The following is a 16,976-nucleotide window of genomic DNA, read 5'->3' on the forward strand; positions in this document are numbered from 1 at the left end:
TACGCCCATGTGTGGCCCTCATCTTCCTGTAGGGCGGCGCCCCTCCGACAGGGAGGGGCGCCGGGCGGATGGGTTCAGCGGGCGTCGGGGGTCAGGGGGTGCGGACCAGTTCCGGGGCGCTGGGCTCGGGGGCCGGTGGCGGCGTCTGCCGCTTGGACAGCGGTCCCGGCCACCAGACCTTGTCGCCGAGGGCGAGGCTCGCGGACGTCACCAGGTACGTCCGCACCAGGAAGGTGTCCAGGAGTACGCCGACGGCGATGACGAAGCCGAGTTCGACGAGCTGGACCATCGGCATGTTGGTGAGGACGGCGAACGTCGCGGCGAGGACGAGGCCCGCGGAGGCGATCACGCCGCCGGTGGTGCGCAGCGAGGTGAGCGCGGCGGTCCCGGTATCCGCCCCGGCCAGGCACTCCTCCCGCATGCGGTGCATGAGGAAGATGCCGTAGTCGACGCCGAGGGCGACGAGGAAGCAGAAGGACAGCAGGCCGAGGCCGGGGTCGGTGCCCTCGAAGCCGAAGACGGGGCCGAAGACGAGTCCCGCGATGCCGAGCGAGGCGCCCCATACGGCGACGACCGCGAGGAGCAACAGGAGCGGGGCGATCAGGGCGCGGAGCAGGACGACGAGGATGAGGAGGACCGCTGCCAGGACGATCGGGACCACCACCCACATGTCCCGGCGGTTGGTGTCGTCCAGGTCGATCTGTTCGGCGCTCGCCCCGCCGACGTACGCGCCGCCCGGGTCCAGCTCGTCGCGGAGCTTCTCGATGGTCCCGGTCTCCGCCGCCGTCTGCGGCGGGGCCTTGGCGACGACGGAGATCTCGGTCCACTGCTTCGAACTCCGGCCGCGTTCCGCGCTGTCGACACCCGGCACGCCCCGTGCGTCGGCGAGCACGCGGTCGGCGCGGTCGGTGGGCGCGATGACGCTGATGGGCTGGGTGCCGCGTTCGGGGTAGGCGGCGGCGAGGGTCTCCATGGCGGCGATGGAGTCGGGCTTGCTGGTGAAGGTGTCCTCCTGCTTGAGGTTGCCGGGCAGGGCGAACGCGCCCAGGGCCAGGGCCCCGAGCAGGACCCCGCCGGACACGAGGACGGTGCGGGGACGGCGTCCGGCAGACGAACCCATCGACTGGAAAAGAGACTTCCGCTTCTTCGGCTCGCTGCCGAACGCGGGCACCAGCGGCCAGAACACCCGCCGTCCGAACAGCACGAGCAGCGCGGGCAGCAGCGTCAGCATGGCGGCGAGCGCGCACAGCACACCGACGGCGCCCAGCGGCCCCATGCCCCGGCTGCTGTTGAGGTCGGCGGCGAGCAGGCAGAGCAGGCCCGCGGCGACGGTGCCGGAGGAGGCGACGACGGCGGGCCCGCAGCCGCGCAGGGCGGTGCGCATGGCGTCGTACGGCCGCTCGGTCCGGCGCAGTTCCTCGCGGTAGCGGGAGACGATGAGGAGGGCGTAGTCGGTGCCCGCGCCGAAGACGAGGATCGTCATGATGCCCGAGCTCTGGCCGCTGATCGAGGTGTCGAAGCCCTGGTTGAGGCCGTAGGCGACGCCCATGGAGAGGTAGTTGGCGACTCCGGCGACCGCGAGCGGCACCAGCCACAGCAGCGGGCTGCGGTAGATCAGGATGAGCAGGATCGCGACGACGCCGACGGTGGTGTAGAGCAGCGGGCCGTCCAGGGAGCTGTAGACCTCGCTGGCGTCGGTGGCGAGCGCGCCGGCCCCGCCGACGTCGACCGTCAGGCCGTCCGCGCCGCCGGGGGCCCGCACCACGTCCCGGACGTCCTTGACGAAGGCGTCCCGCTTCTCCTCGTCGGTGCCGGGGGCGGTGCTCGCGGCCGGGTACATCAGGGTCGAACCGTCCTTCGACGCCACCCCCGTGGGCGTCGCGACCAGCTCGAACTCACGGTCCATGGCGGCGACTTGAGCGGCCGCGGTCTTCCGGTCGGCCGCACTGAGGCCACCGTCGCGGTGGTAGACGAGCACCAGTTCCGTCGTCTCGCCGCCGGGCAGCTGCTCCTGGATCTTGGCGACCTGCGTGGAGTCGGCGCTCGCGGGCAGGTAGTCGACGGCCCGGTCGCGCTGTACGTCGCCGAGCTTCCCGGCGAACGGGCTGGCGAGCGCGAGCACGGCGACCCACAGGCCGAGCAGCACCCAGGGCACGGCGCGTGGTCGTCGGCGCTTCGTCGTTGATGCGGCCCCCATCGGTGGGCCTCCCTCCGTGGCGGTGTCTGAAGGCTTACGGCTTCCAGACTTCCGCCGGACGGGGGCCGAGGCGTCGCGCCGCAGGGCGAGTTGGCGCCTACATCCGGGGGTGGCACGGGGCGGGGACTACTCCCCGGGGAGTATCGCCCGCGGTCGTACGCGGCTCAGGACGGCGTCCGCGTGGCCGCCACCAGGAGTCGCGCCACGTCGTCGGAGTCGATGGTCAGCGCGCACCCCGCGGTGGCGAGCACATCGCGTTCGGCGGGCGTGTACGGCCCGTCGGCGAGCGCGATCCGGGCGCCCTGCAGGAGCAGCGCCTCCCGGCCCGCGGGCGCGAGGTGCGGGGCCAGCGGGCCGAGCGCCTCGTGGAGTTCGATGGCGAGGCCGGGCACGCAGTCCGGGTCGGCGAGGCGGCCGGTGTCGGCGGCGAGCGCGTCGAGGAGGGCGCCGAGGCGTTCCTCGGTGCAGTCGTCGAACCCGGCGCCGCGCAGGGTGGTGACGGCCGCGTCGAGGGCGGCGCGGGCGGTGGTGCCGCCGGTGGTGAGGACGGCGAGGACGACGGTGTGCACGGCGTCGCGGAGCATCGCGGAGAGCCGGACGGTGGTGGGGTGGTCGAGGGCGTCGACGCCGAAGTGGTCCTGGCAGGCGGCGCATTCGACGACGGGCCCGGCGTCGCCGCGGGAGAGCAGCGGCAGGCCGAGGACCACGAAGCGGCGGCGGCCGGTGCGCCGCTGGTAGTTGCGGTCACCGCCGCAGCCGGGGCAGAAGAACTCGCCGTCGCAGAGGGTGGTCCAGACGGTGCGGGTGCCGATCAGGCGGGGGCCGCGGCCGCGGTGCAGCAGCCGCGCGAACGGTCCGGGACGGTCGAGGTCGCGGGCGCCCGGGACCCCAGGTGGGGTGAATCTGCCGAAGATGCGGGATTCCCGGCCTTTTCGTCCCCGATCTGGCAGCACCACGCACCTCCATGACGCCGCGGCAGCCCTGCCGCGTTGGCGTGATGTTAGCCACATCTGTGATGCCGCGTCAGTACCCCGTACGGGAGATGGCCGGTTGCTGGCCTGGACCAGTCCCCCGGACAGGCGGCGGCCCCGCCCGCCACGAGGGCGGACGGGGCCGGGAAAGCACCGGTCGAACGGGAGTCCGGCAGGATCAGCGGGCCGCTCGGTTGACGGCGGAGACGACGGCCTTCATGGAGGCACGTGTCGTATTCGCGTCGATGCCCACGCCCCACAGGACGCGGTCACCGATGGCGCACTCGATGTACGAGGCGGCCTGCGCGGAGGCGCCCTCGCTCATCGTGTGCTCCTGGTAGTCGAGCAGGCGCAGGTCGATGCCGACGATGGACTGCAGGGCGTTGAAGAACGCGGAGATCGGGCCGTTGCCGGAGCCGGTCAGGGTGATGTCGGCGCCGTCGACGGTGGCCTCGACGGTGAGGGTGTCGGTGCCGTCGACGTCGGTGATCGTCTGGCCGTTCCTGACCTGGATGCGGCCCCAGGGCTTGTCGGGGTTGGGCAGGTACTCGTCCTGGAAGACGTTCCAGATCGCGTCCGGGGTGACCTCGCCGCCCTCGGCGTCGGTCTTCGTCTGGATGATCTTCGAGAACTCGATCTGCATGCGCCGCGGCAGGTCCAGCTTGTGGTCGTTCTTCAGGACGTACGCGACGCCGCCCTTGCCGGACTGGGAGTTGACGCGGATCACGGCCTCGTAGGAGCGGCCGACGTCCTTGGGGTCGATGGGCAGGTACGGCACGGCCCACTCGATGTCATCAACGGTCTTGCCCGCCGCGGTGGCGCGGGCCTCCATCGAGTCGAAGCCCTTCTTGATGGCGTCCTGGTGGGAGCCGGAGAAGGCGGTGTAGACCAGGTCGCCCGCGTAGGGGTGGCGCGGGTGGACCTCCATGCGCGTGCAGTACTCGTACACGCGGCGGACCTCGTCGATGTCGGAGAAGTCGATCTGCGGGTCCACGCCCTGGCTGAACAGGTTCATGCCCAGCGCGACCAGGTCGACGTTGCCGGTGCGCTCGCCCTGTCCGAACAGGCAGCCCTCGACGCGGTCGCCGCCCGCCATCACGGCGAGTTCGGCGGCGGCGATGGCGGTGCCGCGGTCGTTGTGGGGGTGGATGGACAGGCAGACGTACTGTCGCCGGGACAGGTTCCGGGACATCCACTCGAAGCGGTCCGCGTGCGTGGCGGGCGTCGAACGCTCCACGGTGGCGGGCAGGTTGAGGATGATCTCGCGGTCGGCGTCGGGCTGCCAGACGTCCATGACGCCCTCGCAGACCTCCAGGGCGAAGTCCAGCTCGGTGTCGGTGAAGATCTCCGGGCTGTACTGGTAACCGAACACCGTCGCCGGGTCCAGGATCTTCTCCGCGTACTCCATGACCAGGCGGGTGCCGTCGACGGCGATCTGCTTGACCTGGTCGCGGGAGCCGCGGAAGACGACCTCGCGCCAGACCGGCGCGGTGGCGTTGTACAGGTGGACGGTGGCGCGCTTGGCGCCCTTCAGGGACTCCACGGTGCGCTCGATCAGCTCTTCGCGCGCCTGCGTCAGGACGGAGATCGTCACATCGTCGGGGATGGCGTTCTCGTCCTCGATGATGGAGCGCACGAAGTCGAAGTCGGTCTGGCCCGAGGACGGGAAGCCGACCTCGATCTCCTTGTAGCCCATGCGTACCAGCAGGTCGAACATGGCGCGCTTGCGGGCGGGCGACATCGGGTCGATCAGTGCCTGGTTGCCGTCGCGCAGGTCGGTGGACAGCCAGCGGGGGGCGACCGTGATGCGCTGGTCGGGCCAGGTGCGGTCGGGGATGTCCACCTGCTCGTACTTGCCGTACTTGTGAATCGGCATGGAGCTGGGGCGTTGGAAGTTCGGCATGGTGTGCGGGGCTCCTCGGAAGGTCCGGAAGGACGGCCGACGGTCTAGCACAGCACCCAACTCCGCGGGGAGGGGGTCGGCCTGCTACAGACCCTCGCCGCGGCAGCTAAGGAGAAGCAGCCCGAAACGCATGATGCGGGGCAGCCTAGCCGAGGTCCGCGAAATGCGCGGGCGCGTATCAGTATGCGGGACCACAGGGACGTATCGGACAAAACGTGCCGTATATCACCTGGAGAGGACGCCGGGGGTCCGTATACGTCTATTTCACCAATCATGGTGGCTGCTAGTGACAGCGGCATGACCCAGTGCCACATTGCCGCACATGACCGCCAACCCGACGGGCTTCGAGCCCGTCTTCTGCACCATCGTGCCACCCGTCGTCCTGGACACCCTCGCCCAGTCCTCGGACCCCGCGCTCGCCAGGGCCGCCCGCCGCACCCTCCAGCGCGACGCCTACGAGCGCACCCAGCGCCGTCTGACCACGGTCATCGGCGCCCCCTCCGTCGCCGCCCCCCGGGGCGCCGTCGAGGGCAAGCCCCACCGCACCATCTACGACGCCAAGACCAAGACGGACCTGCCCGGCCGCAAGGTCCGCGGCGAGGGCGACAAGCCCGGCAAGGACGCGACCGTCAACCGCGCCCACGCCGGCCTCGGCGCCACCTTCGAGCTGTTCTTCAAGCAGTACGCACGCGACTCCATCGACGGCGGCGGCCTGCCGCTGAACGCGACCGTGCACTACGGCGAGGAGTACGGGAACGCCTTCTGGAACGGCGAGCAGATGGTGTTCGGCGACGGCGACGGCGAGATCTTCCTCGACTTCACCATCCCCGTCGACGTCATCGGCCACGAGCTGACCCACGGCGTCGTCCAGTACACCGCCAACCTGACCTACTTCGGCCAGCCCGGCGCCCTCAACGAGTCCATGGCGGACGTCTTCGGCTCGCTGATCAAGCAGTTCACCCTCGGCCAGACCGCCGACCAGGCCGACTGGCTGATCGGCGCGGGCCTGCTCGCCCCGCGCGTCACCGGCACCGCGCTGCGCTCCATGAAGGCGCCCGGCACCGCGTACGACGACGACGTCCTCGGCAAGGACCCGCAGCCCGCGGACATGGACCACTACGTCAGGACCGGGCGCGACAACGGCGGCGTGCACATCAACTCCGGCATCCCCAACCGCGCCTTCTACCTCACCGCCGAGTCGCTCGGCGGGCACTCCTGGGAACGGGCCGGACAGATCTGGTACGACGTCCTCACCGGCGGCGAGCTGGCCCAGGACGCGTCGTTCGAGGACTTCGCGAAGCTGACGGTCGCGGCGGCCCGCGCCAAGTACGGCGACGGCGACGAGCTCAAGGCGGTCGTGGACGCGTGGGCGCAGGTCAAGGTGCCCGCGAGCTGAACCGGCCGGGAGCCTTCGGTGCCACCTGGCGGGGCGTCGGCGCCTGGAGTAGACAGGACCCATGCGTATCCAGGTGAAGCGCACCGGAGGTTTCGCGGGCATCGAGCGGCACGCGGAGGTGGACACCACCGCGCGTCCCGACGCCCAGGAGTGGCACGATCTGGCCGAACGAGCCGAGGCCGACGGCCGGGGCACGCCCCCCATAGGCGTGCCCGACGGATTCAACTACCAGATCACCATCGACGGGCGGACCGTGTACTGCTCGGACCCCCGGCTCACGGAGGAGCAACGGAAGCTGATCAGCCGGGTGCTCAAGGAAGGGTCTTGAGGAAGGGCCTCAGGGGGCGGGGGCGACGGCGGGCCGGTCGGCGTTCGACACCCGGGGTGCGCCCGCACAACAGCCGCTCCGTGCACGGGCGTTGACTTCCGTACCAGCCGGTACGGATGATCGCGCGCATGGCGACGACGCGCGCACCGCTGCCCCGCTTCCCCCGCGACTTCCTGTGGGGGGTGTCCACCTCCGCCCACCAGATCGAGGGCGCCGCCGACCAGCGCGGCCCCTCGGTATGGGACGCCTTCACCGCCCTGGCCGGCACCGTCAAGGACGGCACGACGGCCGCCGTGGCCTGCGACCACGTCCACCGCTACCGCGACGACGTCGCCCTGATCCGCGACCTCGGCGTGGGCGCGTACCGCTTCTCCGTCTCCTGGCCGCGCGTGCTGCCGCACGGCACCGGCGCGGTCAGCGAGCGCGGCCTCGACTTCTACGACCGGCTCGTGGACGAGCTGTGCGCGGCGGGCGTGCGCCCCGTGCCCACGCTCTTCCACTGGGACACGCCCCTCGCCGTCGAGGAGGCGGGCGGGTGGCTCTCCCGGGACACCGCACACCGGTTCGCGGAGTACGCCGCCGTCGTCGCGGCGCGTATCGGGGACCGCGTACCGAAGTGGATCACGCTGAACGAGCCCGCCGAGCACACGCTCCTCGGCCACGCGCTCGGGCAGCACGCCCCGGGCAGGCAGCTCCTCTTCGACGCGCTTCCCGTCGCGCACCACCAGCTCCTCGGGCACGGGCTCGCGGTGAGCGCGCTGCGGGCCGGGGGCGCCGACGACATCGGGGTGGCGAACTCGCACGGGCCGACGTGGCCCGCCTCGGACGACGCCGCGGACCGGGAGGCGGCGGACCTCTACGACGTGCTCCTCAACCGGATGTTCTCCGACCCGCTGATCGTGGGCCGCTACCCGGAAGTGATCGCCGAAATCCTCGGCGCCGAAGTCCCCGATCTGGACGGCGACCTGAAGGTCATCTCGGCGCCGATCGACTGGTACGGGATCAACTTCTACCAGCCCACGAAGGTGGGCGCGCCCCGCGCGGAGCCCACCCCCACGGAGTTCTCCGGCCTCACCCTGCCGTCCGGACTCCCCTTCTCCCCCCGGCCGATCGACGGCTACCCGACCACGTCCTTCGGCTGGCCCGTGGTCCCCGACGCCCTCACCGAGCTCCTCCTCGCCCTCCGCGACCGCTACGCCGACCGCCTCCCGCCCCTCCTCATCACCGAGAACGGCTGCTCCTACGACGGCCTCGACGACCAGGAGCGCATCAGCTACCTCGACGGTCATCTGCGCGCCCTGCACCGCGCCCTGGAGGCCGGAGTCGACGTGCGCGGCTACTTCGTCTGGTCCCTGCTCGACAACTTCGAGTGGGCAGCGGGGTACGCGCAGCGGTTCGGCCTGGTCCACGTGGACTACGCCACGCAGCGGCGGACGCCCAAGGCGTCGTACGGGTGGCTGCGGCGGGAACTGCTCGCGCAGCACGCCCCCGGGGCCGGCGACCCCGGACCCGCGCGGGGCTAGAAGCCCAGCTTGCGCAGCTGGCGCGGGTCCCGCTGCCAGTCCTTGGCGACCTTGACGTGCAGGTCGAGGTAGACGGGCGTACCGAGCAGCGCCTCGATCTGCTGCCGGGACTTGATCCCGACGTCCTTGAGCCGCTTGCCCTTGGGGCCGATGATGATCCCCTTCTGGCTGGGCCGCTCGATGTAGACGAAGGCGTGGATGTCGAGGAGCGGCTTGTCGGCGGGCCGGTCCTCGCGGGGCAGCATCTCCTCGACGACGACGGCGATGGAGTGCGGCAACTCGTCCCGCACCCCTTCCAACGCCGCTTCGCGGATGAGCTCGGCGACCATGACCTGCTCGGGCTCGTCGGTGAGATCGCCCTCGGGGTAGAGGGCGGGTCCCTCCGGCAGGAGGGGGACGAGCAGATCGGCGAGCAGGTCGACCTGCTTCTCACCGACGGCGGAGACGGGCACGATCTCGGCCCACTCGAAGCCCAGCTCCTTGCCGAGCTGGTCGATGGCGATGAGCTGCTCGGCGAGCGCCTTGCTGTCGACGAGGTCGGTCTTCGTGACGATGGCGATCTTCGGCGTCTTCTTGATGGACGCCAGTTCCTTGGCGATGAACCGGTCGCCGGGCCCGAGCTTCTCGTTGGCGGGCAGGCAGAACCCGATGACGTCGACCTCGGCCCAGGTGGCGCGGACGACGTCGTTGAGCCGCTCGCCGAGGAGCGTGCGCGGCTTGTGGAGGCCGGGGGTGTCGACGAGGATCAGCTGGGCCTCGGGCCGGTGCACGATGCCGCGGACGGTGTGCCGCGTCGTCTGCGGCCGGTTGGAGGTGATCGCCACCTTCTTGCCGACCAGAGCGTTCGTGAGGGTGGACTTGCCCGCGTTGGGGCGGCCGACGAAGCAGGCGAAACCGGCGCGGTGGGCGGCCTGCTCGGACGGCTCGGGTGACTGGGTACGCACGCTCATACGGCCCATTGTCCCCGATCCCGCGCCCCGCACCGCACCACGAGGCCCGTCCGGGCCCCGCGGCGGGGCGCTCGGCCCGCCCCGGCGGAGGGCTCAGCCCGCCTGGGCCGTGACCCGTACCACTCCGTCGGGCCCGGCGAGGAACACCGGCGTCCCGGCCCCGCCGAGGTCCCGTACCGCCGCCAGGTCCTCCGCGCCCAGCGCCGCCGCGCCGGAGACGACGGCCGCCGCCTCCAGGGATTCCGCCCCGGACGCCACGGCCATCGCCACGGCCGTGCGCAGCGCGGAGAGGCGCAGCGAGGCCAGCTCGACGGTCCCGGCGACGTACGTGCGTCCCGTCTCGTCCCGCACCGCCGCGCCCTCCGGCACGCCGTTGCGGGCGCGGGCCGAGCGGGCGAGGGTGACGATCTTCTGGTCCTCGGGGCCGAGGTCGGTGCGCTCAGTCATGGCACGAGCATAAGGAGCCGCCGCGGCGGCTCAGCCCGCCACCCGGTACATCGTGCCGCGCCGGGCCTCCGGCGACGCCAGCCACTCCAGCTTCGCCGCGGTGTCGGCCAACGGCAGCGGGGTGTGCAGGACGATCGTGAGGTGGGGCTGCGCGGGCACCTTCAGGGCGGTCGACTCCACGTGCAGGACGCCGACCAGCGGGTGGTCGAGTTCCTTGTGCACCTGGCCGGCGGGGCGGATGTCCTGCCGCTGCCACAGCGACGTGAACTCCTCGCCGGTGGCGTGCAGCCGGGCCAGGAGGTCCTGGAAGCCCTCGTCCTCGGGGTGCTCGGAGCAGGCCGCGCGCAGCTGCGCGACGAGCGTCGCCGCGTTCCGCTCCCAACTCGTGTTCCGGGAGCGGTACATGGGGTCGGTGAAGAAGTCGAGGACGCAGTTCTGGGTGGTCTCGGGGCGCATGCTGAGAACCATCGCGGCGGCGTCGTTGTAGACGAGGCAGTTGTAGTAGCGGTCCATGATGTGCGCCGGGTACGGCATCCAGGTGTCGATGAGCCGCCGCAGGCCCTCGCACATCTCCGCGCAGTCCTCATCGGCCTGCACGGCGGGCGGGTTGAGGCCCGCGAGCACGTACAGGTGGCGGCGTTCGATGCCGGACAGCTTCAGGACCCGCGCCACGGCGTCCAGGACCTGCGGGGACACGGAGATGTCGCGGCCCTGCTCCAGCCACTGGTACCAGGACGCGCCGACGCCCGCGAGCACCGCGACCTCCTCGCGGCGCAGCCCCGGCGTGCGGCGTCTGCCGCCCTCGGGGAGGCCCGCGTCGGCCGGGCTCACCCGGGCGCGGCGGCTCATCAGGAAGTCCCGCAGCTCCACTCGGCGACGCGCCTTCGTCCCGTCGGCCCGCTCCTCGACCTGGCCCGCCACCGCTCCCCCTGTCGTCCGTCCGCGCGCACGGTCACCCGCACACGGCCCCGCTGGTCGTACTCGTACGCGTGGTGCCTGGTGTTCGCACCACCAGCATAAGTTCCCGCTCCCCACGGCTATTCCTGCCGGTGGAGGCTCTTGACCATGGCGATAGACACCTCCCCTCCCTCCCCCACGACCCCGGGCACCACCGGCACCACAGACACCACCGGCACTGCAGACACCACCGGCACCTCGGGCACCTCGGCACCGGGCGATGCCCCGAAGACCTCGGGCCGCGCGGCCGCCGGAGCCGCCGCGGCCGCCCCGGCCGCCCCCCGGCTCTCCCGCCGCGACCAGCTCATCCTCTTCGTGCTGTGCGCAGCGCAGTTCATGGTCGCCCTCGACTTCTCCGTACTGAACGTGGCCCTGCCCGTCCTCGGCTCGGACCTCGGCATGAGCCATGCCGCGCTCCAGTGGGCCGTCACCGCCTTCGCGCTGCCGTCCGGCGGCTTCCTGCTGCTCTTCGGGCGGTTCGGCGACCTCTTCGGACGGCGCAGGCTGTTCCTCGGCGGGCTCGCCCTGTTCGGCGCCGCCTCACTGCTCGCGACGCTCGCCTGGGACCCGGCGTCGTTCCTCGCCGGGCGGGCGCTGCAGGGCGTGGGCGCGGCGGCGATCGTGCCGACCGGCATGTCGCTGCTCACCACGACCTTCCCCGAGGGCCCGCAGCGCGACCGCGCGCTCGGCATCTCCGGCACGCTGCTCTCCCTCGGCTTCACCGTCGGCATGGTCCTCGGCGGTGTCCTCACCGACACGCTCGGCTGGCGCTCCACGATGGGGCTGCTCACCCTGTTCGCCCTGCTCGTGCTCCCGCTGGCCCCCGGCCTGCTCCCCGAGTCCCGGACCCCGGACCGCCCGCGCCTCGACATCCCCGGCGCCGTCACCGTCACCGGCGGGCTGCTCGCCCTCATCTACGCCCTGTCCACCGCCGCCGAGCGCGGCTTCGGCGGCACCGACGTCATCGTCACGCTGATCGCGGGCGTGGTGCTGCTCGCCCTCTTCGGGTACGTCGAGTCGCGCGCCGCCGCGCCGCTGGTCTCGCTGCCGATGCTGCGGCGCCGCAGCGTCGCCTGGGGCAACCTCGCCGGGATCGTCACCTTCTCGATGATGACGACGGTCGTCTTCGTCCTCACCCTCTACTTCCAGGACGTCCTGGACCTGTCCGCCTTCCAGACCGGCCTCGTCTTCGGCGTGCAGGGCGTGCTCTCCGTCGTCGCGGGCATGCTCGCGCCCAAGGTCATCGGGCGCTTCGGGCCGCGCCGCACCCTCGTCTGGGGGCTTCTCGGCCAGGGGCTGTTCGTGGCCGCGCTCATCGGGGTCGGGGAGCAGATGTGGTCCGTGTGGCTGGCGGCCGCCGCGATCTCCGTGGCCAGCATGTTCCACCTCGGTGCGATCGTCTCGTACGGGGTGACGGTGACGTCGGGCGTGCCCGACTCGGAACAGGGCCTGGCCACCGGCCTCGTCACCTCCACCCAGCAGGTGGGCATCACCATCGGCATCCCCCTCCTCGGCATCCTCGCCACGACGTCGTCCGACGTCCTGACGGGCACCCGCACGGTCCTGGCCCTCGACGCGGCCATCGTCCTCGCCACCGCGGCACTCGTGGCCGTGGGCCTGCGCCCGCGCCGCCCCTAGGTCCGACCCATCGGACCGGCCCTAGGGCCGGTCCAGCCGAAGGCGTACGGCCCGGGGCAGCCCGGCGACCACCAAGTCGTACGAGTCCTCGATGAGTTCCCGGAGCTGGCGGTCGGGGAGGGCGCCGGACAGGGACACCGTGTTCCAGTGGCGCTTGTTCATGTGCCAGCCCGGGACGATCTCGGGGTGCGCAGCCCGGAGTTGGAGGGCGATCTCCGGCTCGCACTTGAGGTTCACGCGCAGGGGGTCCGCGTCCAGCGCCGACAGGGCGAAGAGCTTCCCGGCGACCTTGAAGACCGAGGTGTCCGGGCCGAAGGGGAACTCCTCGACGGTGTCGTTGAAGGAGAGGCAGAAGGCCCGGAGTTCGGCGGGGGTCATCGCGGGCCGCCTTCTCCGGGGCCGGGCCGCACCGGCGGCACCGGCTGCACCGGCTCCACAAGGACTGTGATGATCTTGTTGCGGCGCCCGGCCGCCGCCTCGGCGGTGAGCTTCAGGGCGCGCCCGTCGGGAAGGTCGACGACGGCCGAGGCCCCGGCGATGGGCACCCGCCCGAGGGCCTTGGCGAGCAGCCCGCCGACGGTCTCGACGTCCTCGTCGTCGTAGGACTCCAGGCCGTACAGCTCGCCGAGGTCGCCGATGTCGAGGCGGGCGGTGACGCGGTGGCAGTCGCCGTCGAGTTCCTCGACGGGCGGCAGCTCGCGGTCGTACTCGTCGGTGATCTCGCCGACGATCTCCTCGAGGATGTCCTCGATGGTGACGATCCCGGCGGTGCCGCCGTACTCGTCGATGACGACGGCGACGTGGTTGCGCTCCTGCTGCATCTCGCGCAGCAGGTCACCCGCGTTCTTCGTGTCGGGGACGAAGGTGGCGGGCCGCATGGCCGTGGAGACGAGGTCGTTCTCGGCGTCGCGGTTGATGTGGGTCTTGCGGACGAGGTCCTTCAAGTACACGATCCCGACCACGTCGTCGTCGCTCTCGCCGGTGACGGGGATGCGGGAGAAGCCCGAGCGGAGCGCGAGCGTCAGCGCCTGCCGGACGGTCTTGAAGCGCTCGATGGCGATCAAGTCGGTGCGCGGGACCATGACTTCGCGGACGAGGGTGTCGCCGAGCTCGAAGACGGAGTGCACCATGCGGCGCTCGTCGTCCTCGATCAGGGACTCCTTCTCGGCGAGGTCGACCATGGCCCGCAGCTCGGCCTCGGAGGCGAACGGGCCGCGCCGGAAGCCCTTGCCTGGGGTGAGGGCGTTGCCGATGAGGATGAGGAGCGGCGGGATGGGGCCCATGACGCGGGCGAGCGGCAGCAGGACGTACGCCGCGGCGGTGGCCGTGTTCAGCGGGTGCTGGCGGCCGATGGTGCGCGGGGAGACGCCGACGGCGACGTAGCTGACGAGCACCATCACGCCGATGGCGATGGCGAGGGCCTCCCAGGTGGCGTCGACGGCCTGCAGGCAGGCGTACGTGACGAGGGCGGCGGCCGCCATCTCGCAGGCGACGCGCACGAGCAGCGCCACGTTGAGGTAGCGGACGGGGTCGGCGGCGACCTGCGCGAGCTTCGCGCTGCCGCGCCGCCCGGAACGCACGGCCTCCTCGGCGCGGAAGCTGGAGACGCGGGCGATGCCCGCCTCGGCGCAGGCGGCGAGCCAGGCCACCACGATCAGGGCGACCGCGCCGGCGATGAGCTGGAAGGACATGGCGTCAGGAGACGGTGGGCGCCGGGGACGGGCCGGTGAGGCCCTGCTCCGCGCGCCAGCCGTCGACGATCGCCGCCTGCAGGCCGAACATCTCGGCCTTCTCGTCGGGCTCCTCGTGGTCGTACCCGAGCAGGTGCAGCACTCCGTGCACGGTGAGGAGCTGGAGCTCCTCGTTCATGGAGTGCTGCGTCGGCGCTTCCTGGCCCTGCTTCAGGGCGACCTCGGGGCAGAGCACGATGTCGCCGAGGAGGCCCTGCGGGGGCTCGTCGTCGTCCTTCATGGGCGGGCGCAGCTCGTCCATGGGGAAGGACATGACGTCCGTGGGCCCCGGCAGGTCCATCCACTGGATGTGCAGCTGCTCCATGGCGTCGGCGTCCACGACGATCACCGAGAGCTCGGAGAGCGGGTGGATGCGCATCCGCGCGAGCGCGTAGCGGGCGATGTCGAGGATCGCCTGCTCGTCGACCTCGGTTCCGGATTCGTTGTTGACGTCGATCGACATGGTGCTGTTCCGCTACTTCCCTCTGGACCGGCCGCGGCTCTGGTGGGAGCCGTTCTCCGTACCGTTCTCGCTGTCGTACTTCTCGTACGCGTCGACGATACGGCCGACGAGCTTGTGCCGTACGACATCACTCGACGTGAGCCGCGAGAAGTGCACGTCGTCCACCCCGTCTAGGATGTCCTGGACCTGGCGCAGACCGGACTTCGTGCCGTTGGGCAGGTCGATCTGCGTCACGTCGCCCGTGATCACGATCTTCGATTCGAAGCCGAGGCGGGTGAGGAACATCTTCATCTGCTCGGGGTTCGTGTTCTGCGCCTCGTCCAGGATGATGAACGCGTCGTTCAGCGTCCGGCCGCGCATGTACGCCAGCGGGGCGACCTCGATGGTGCCCGCGGCCATCAGGCGCGGGATCGAGTCCGGGTCCAGCATGTCGTGCAGCGCGTCGTACAGCGGGCGCAGATACGGGTCGATCTTCTCGTAGAGCGTGCCCGGCAGGAAGCCGAGGCGCTCGCCGGCCTCCACCGCGGGGCGGGTCAGGATGATCCTGCTGACCTGCTTGGACTGCAGGGCCTGGACCGCCTTGGCCATGGCCAGATAGGTCTTGCCGGTGCCCGCGGGGCCGATGCCGAACACGATCGTGTTCTTGTCGATCGCGTCGACGTACCGCTTCTGGTTGAGCGTCTTGGGGCGGATGGTGCGGCCGCGGGAGGAGAGGATGTTCTGCGTCAGGACGTCGGCGGGGGTCTCGTCGCCGTCGGCCTCGCCGCTGTCGTCCGCCCTGAGCATGGCGATCGAGCGTTCCACTGCGTCCTCCGTCATCGGCTGTCCGGTGCGCAGCACCAGCATCATCTGGTCGAACAGGCGCTGGACGAGGGCGACTTCGTGGGCGTCACCGACCGCGCTGATCTCGTTGCCCCGGACGTGGATGTCGGCCGCCGGGAAGGCCGTCTCGATCACTCGCAGCAGTGCGTCTCCGGAGCCCAGGACCATCACCATGGGGTGGTTGGCCGGGACGGTGAAATGAGCCTTGGCGCTGCCCTTGGCGGGCGCCTTCGTCCGTGCCGTGTCCTGTTCCGCGTCCTGCGGCTGCGCAGGGGTCTGAGCTGTCGGTGTCTGCGTCATGGGCCGGCCACTGAGGGCCTGCACATCCTCCTCGTCACGGGACTCGCCGCGAGGCGACTTCTGCACTCCCAAGCGTACGACGCGCCACTGACAAGGCCTAAGCCCTTTTCCGGGACCGGCGGGGACGAACAGCGACGGGCAGCGGCGGACGCGCCCTACAGCGACCGGCCGAAGCCGATCGTCGGCACCGCCCGACGCAGCGGCCAGGCCCGGCCGCCCGCGGGCAGCAGGTCCTCCAGGAAGGCGTACCGCCGCAGGGCCACCGGGTCCTGCTCGTCGAACTCGCCGACCCGCCGCCACCAGGCCGCGACCTCCGCCCACCCGGGCGCCGACAGGGAGCCGCCGAACTCCTGCACGGACAGCGCCGCGGTGAGCCCGGCGAAGGCGAGCCGGTCGGCGAGCGGCCACCCGGCCAGCGTGCCGGTGACGAACCCCGCGACGAACACGTCGCCCGCGCCGGTGGGGTCGAGGGCCTCCACCTCGATGGCGGGCACGGACGCCGTCTCGCCGGTGCGCCCGTCGACCGCGTACGCCCCCTCGGCGCCGAGGGTGACCACGGCGAGCGGAACGTGCTCGGTGAGGGCGTGCGCGGCGGCGCGCGGGCAGGTGGTGCCCGTGTACCGCATGGCCTCCTGGGCGTTCGGCAGGAACGCCTCGCAGTGCGCCAGGTCCGGCAGCGCGGTCAGGTCCCAGGCGCCGGTGTCGTCCCAGCCCACGTCCGCGAAGATGCGCGTCCCGCGCCGGGCCGCCGCGGCGATCCACGGCGCCCGCACCCCGGGCACCAGGGAGGCGATGGCGGCCCGCGCCCGCGGCGGGCACTTCGGGGCGCCGCCGTCCGGGGAGTCCGCGTCGGGCGGCGGCTCGTGGCCGTGGCTGACCATGGTCCGCTCGCCCTCGTACGCCATGGACACCGTCACCGGCGAGTGCCAGCCGGGCACCGTCCGTGACGACGACAGGTCGATGCCCTCGCCCCGCTCCAGGGCGTCCCAGCAGTACTCCCCGTAGTGGTCGTCGCCGAAGGCGGCGGCCAGGGAGGTGCGCAGGCCGAGCCGGGCCAGGGCGCTCGCCATGTTGGCGACGCCGCCCGGGCTCGACCCCATGCCGCGCGCCCACGACTCGGTGCCGCGCACGGGCGCCGAGTCGAGGCCGGTGAAGATGATGTCCAGGAAGACGGTCCCGGTGAGGTACACGTCGCAGGGCGGATCGCCCGCCCTGCGCGCCGACTTGAGGGGATCGACGACGGTCTCCGCAGCCGCGGCGGGTGTCTCCTGCGGTACGCCGGGTGGTACAGCGGGTGGTACGGCCATGAGGGCAACGTAACCCAGGCCTGTGACAACGCGTCGCGTACGTC

The 16,976-nt window shown here is 71.7% G+C and carries 15 protein-coding genes; 4 read left to right on the forward strand and 11 right to left on the reverse strand.

The window, feature by feature from the left end; translation table 11 throughout:
* Positions 1–91 precede the first annotated feature (91 nt).
* The 3 genes from IE274_RS01275 to leuA all read right to left on the reverse strand — a co-directional run bounded on the left by IE274_RS01275 (position 92) and on the right by leuA (position 5,071).
* A complete protein-coding gene (locus tag IE274_RS01275) occupies positions 92–2,197 on the reverse strand; it encodes an MMPL family transporter (RefSeq protein WP_190113647.1) in 2,106 nt (701 codons plus the stop codon).
* A gap of 164 nt (positions 2,198–2,361) precedes the next feature.
* Complete coding sequence (locus tag IE274_RS01280) at positions 2,362–3,039, reverse strand: TerB family tellurite resistance protein (protein ID WP_190114077.1); 678 nt, start codon at positions 3,037–3,039, stop codon at positions 2,362–2,364.
* A 307-nt stretch (positions 3,040–3,346) separates the two neighbouring features.
* The gene (leuA, locus tag IE274_RS01285) at positions 3,347–5,071 is read right to left on the reverse strand and encodes a 2-isopropylmalate synthase (RefSeq protein WP_190113648.1); all 1,725 of its coding nucleotides are present in this window, start codon (positions 5,069–5,071) and stop codon (positions 3,347–3,349) included.
* A gap of 322 nt (positions 5,072–5,393) precedes the next feature.
* Between leuA and IE274_RS01290 the strand changes: the two genes are divergently transcribed.
* From IE274_RS01290 to IE274_RS01300, 3 genes are all read left to right on the forward strand, one after another.
* Positions 5,394–6,467, forward strand: a complete 1,074-nt coding sequence (locus tag IE274_RS01290) for a M4 family metallopeptidase (RefSeq protein WP_190113649.1) — start codon at positions 5,394–5,396, stop codon at positions 6,465–6,467.
* Between the two features lie 61 nt (positions 6,468–6,528).
* Entirely contained in the window at positions 6,529–6,795 is a 267-nt protein-coding gene (locus tag IE274_RS01295) for a protealysin inhibitor emfourin (RefSeq protein ID WP_190113650.1), read from the forward strand.
* Positions 6,796–6,911: 116 nt separating this feature from the next.
* The gene (locus IE274_RS01300; RefSeq protein ID WP_372447190.1) at positions 6,912–8,318 is read left to right on the forward strand and encodes a GH1 family beta-glucosidase; all 1,407 of its coding nucleotides are present in this window, start codon (positions 6,912–6,914) and stop codon (positions 8,316–8,318) included.
* On the opposite strand, the gene era is transcribed toward IE274_RS01300, so the two are convergent.
* The 3 genes from era to IE274_RS01315 form a co-directional block, all read right to left on the reverse strand.
* Entirely contained in the window at positions 8,315–9,277 is a 963-nt protein-coding gene (gene era, locus IE274_RS01305; RefSeq protein ID WP_190113652.1) for a GTPase Era, read from the reverse strand. The two genes, IE274_RS01300 and era, sit on opposite strands and share 4 nt — an antisense overlap.
* A gap of 84 nt (positions 9,278–9,361) precedes the next feature.
* Positions 9,362–9,715 (reverse strand): cytidine deaminase-like protein, encoded by a 354-nt coding sequence (locus tag IE274_RS01310; RefSeq protein ID WP_190113653.1) that lies wholly within the window; start codon positions 9,713–9,715, stop codon positions 9,362–9,364.
* 30 nt (positions 9,716–9,745) lie between these two features.
* Positions 9,746–10,564, reverse strand: a complete 819-nt coding sequence (locus tag IE274_RS01315) for a helix-turn-helix transcriptional regulator (RefSeq protein WP_190114078.1) — start codon at positions 10,562–10,564, stop codon at positions 9,746–9,748.
* A 216-nt stretch (positions 10,565–10,780) separates the two neighbouring features.
* On the opposite strand from IE274_RS01315, the gene IE274_RS01320 reads away from it, so the two are divergent.
* Positions 10,781–12,310 carry an MFS transporter gene (locus tag IE274_RS01320; RefSeq protein WP_190113654.1) on the forward strand — a complete coding sequence of 510 codons (1,530 nt, stop codon included), beginning with the start codon at positions 10,781–10,783 and terminating at the stop codon, positions 12,308–12,310.
* Positions 12,311–12,331: 21 nt separating this feature from the next.
* Here the strand turns inward: IE274_RS01320 and IE274_RS01325 are convergent, their stop codons facing one another.
* The 5 genes from IE274_RS01325 to IE274_RS01345 form a co-directional block, all read right to left on the reverse strand.
* Complete coding sequence (locus IE274_RS01325; RefSeq protein WP_190113655.1) at positions 12,332–12,688, reverse strand: MmcQ/YjbR family DNA-binding protein; 357 nt, start codon at positions 12,686–12,688, stop codon at positions 12,332–12,334.
* Complete coding sequence (locus IE274_RS01330) at positions 12,685–14,001, reverse strand: hemolysin family protein (protein ID WP_190113656.1); 1,317 nt, start codon at positions 13,999–14,001, stop codon at positions 12,685–12,687. The genes IE274_RS01325 and IE274_RS01330 overlap by 4 nt, the downstream gene beginning before the upstream one ends.
* A gap of 4 nt (positions 14,002–14,005) precedes the next feature.
* On the reverse strand, positions 14,006–14,503 hold the full coding sequence (gene ybeY, locus IE274_RS01335; RefSeq protein ID WP_030357706.1) for an rRNA maturation RNase YbeY: 498 nt from the start codon (positions 14,501–14,503) through the stop codon (positions 14,006–14,008).
* 12 nt (positions 14,504–14,515) lie between these two features.
* Positions 14,516–15,625, reverse strand: coding sequence for a PhoH family protein (locus tag IE274_RS01340; RefSeq protein ID WP_190113657.1), 1,110 nt, complete (start codon positions 15,623–15,625; stop codon positions 14,516–14,518).
* Between the two features lie 155 nt (positions 15,626–15,780).
* The gene (locus IE274_RS01345) at positions 15,781–16,932 is read right to left on the reverse strand and encodes a carbohydrate kinase family protein (RefSeq protein ID WP_190113658.1); all 1,152 of its coding nucleotides are present in this window, start codon (positions 16,930–16,932) and stop codon (positions 15,781–15,783) included.
* Positions 16,933–16,976: the final 44 nt, after the last annotated feature.

The organism is Streptomyces flavofungini (assembly GCF_014650815.1).
Lineage (GTDB): Bacteria > Actinomycetota > Actinomycetes > Streptomycetales > Streptomycetaceae > Streptomyces > Streptomyces flavofungini.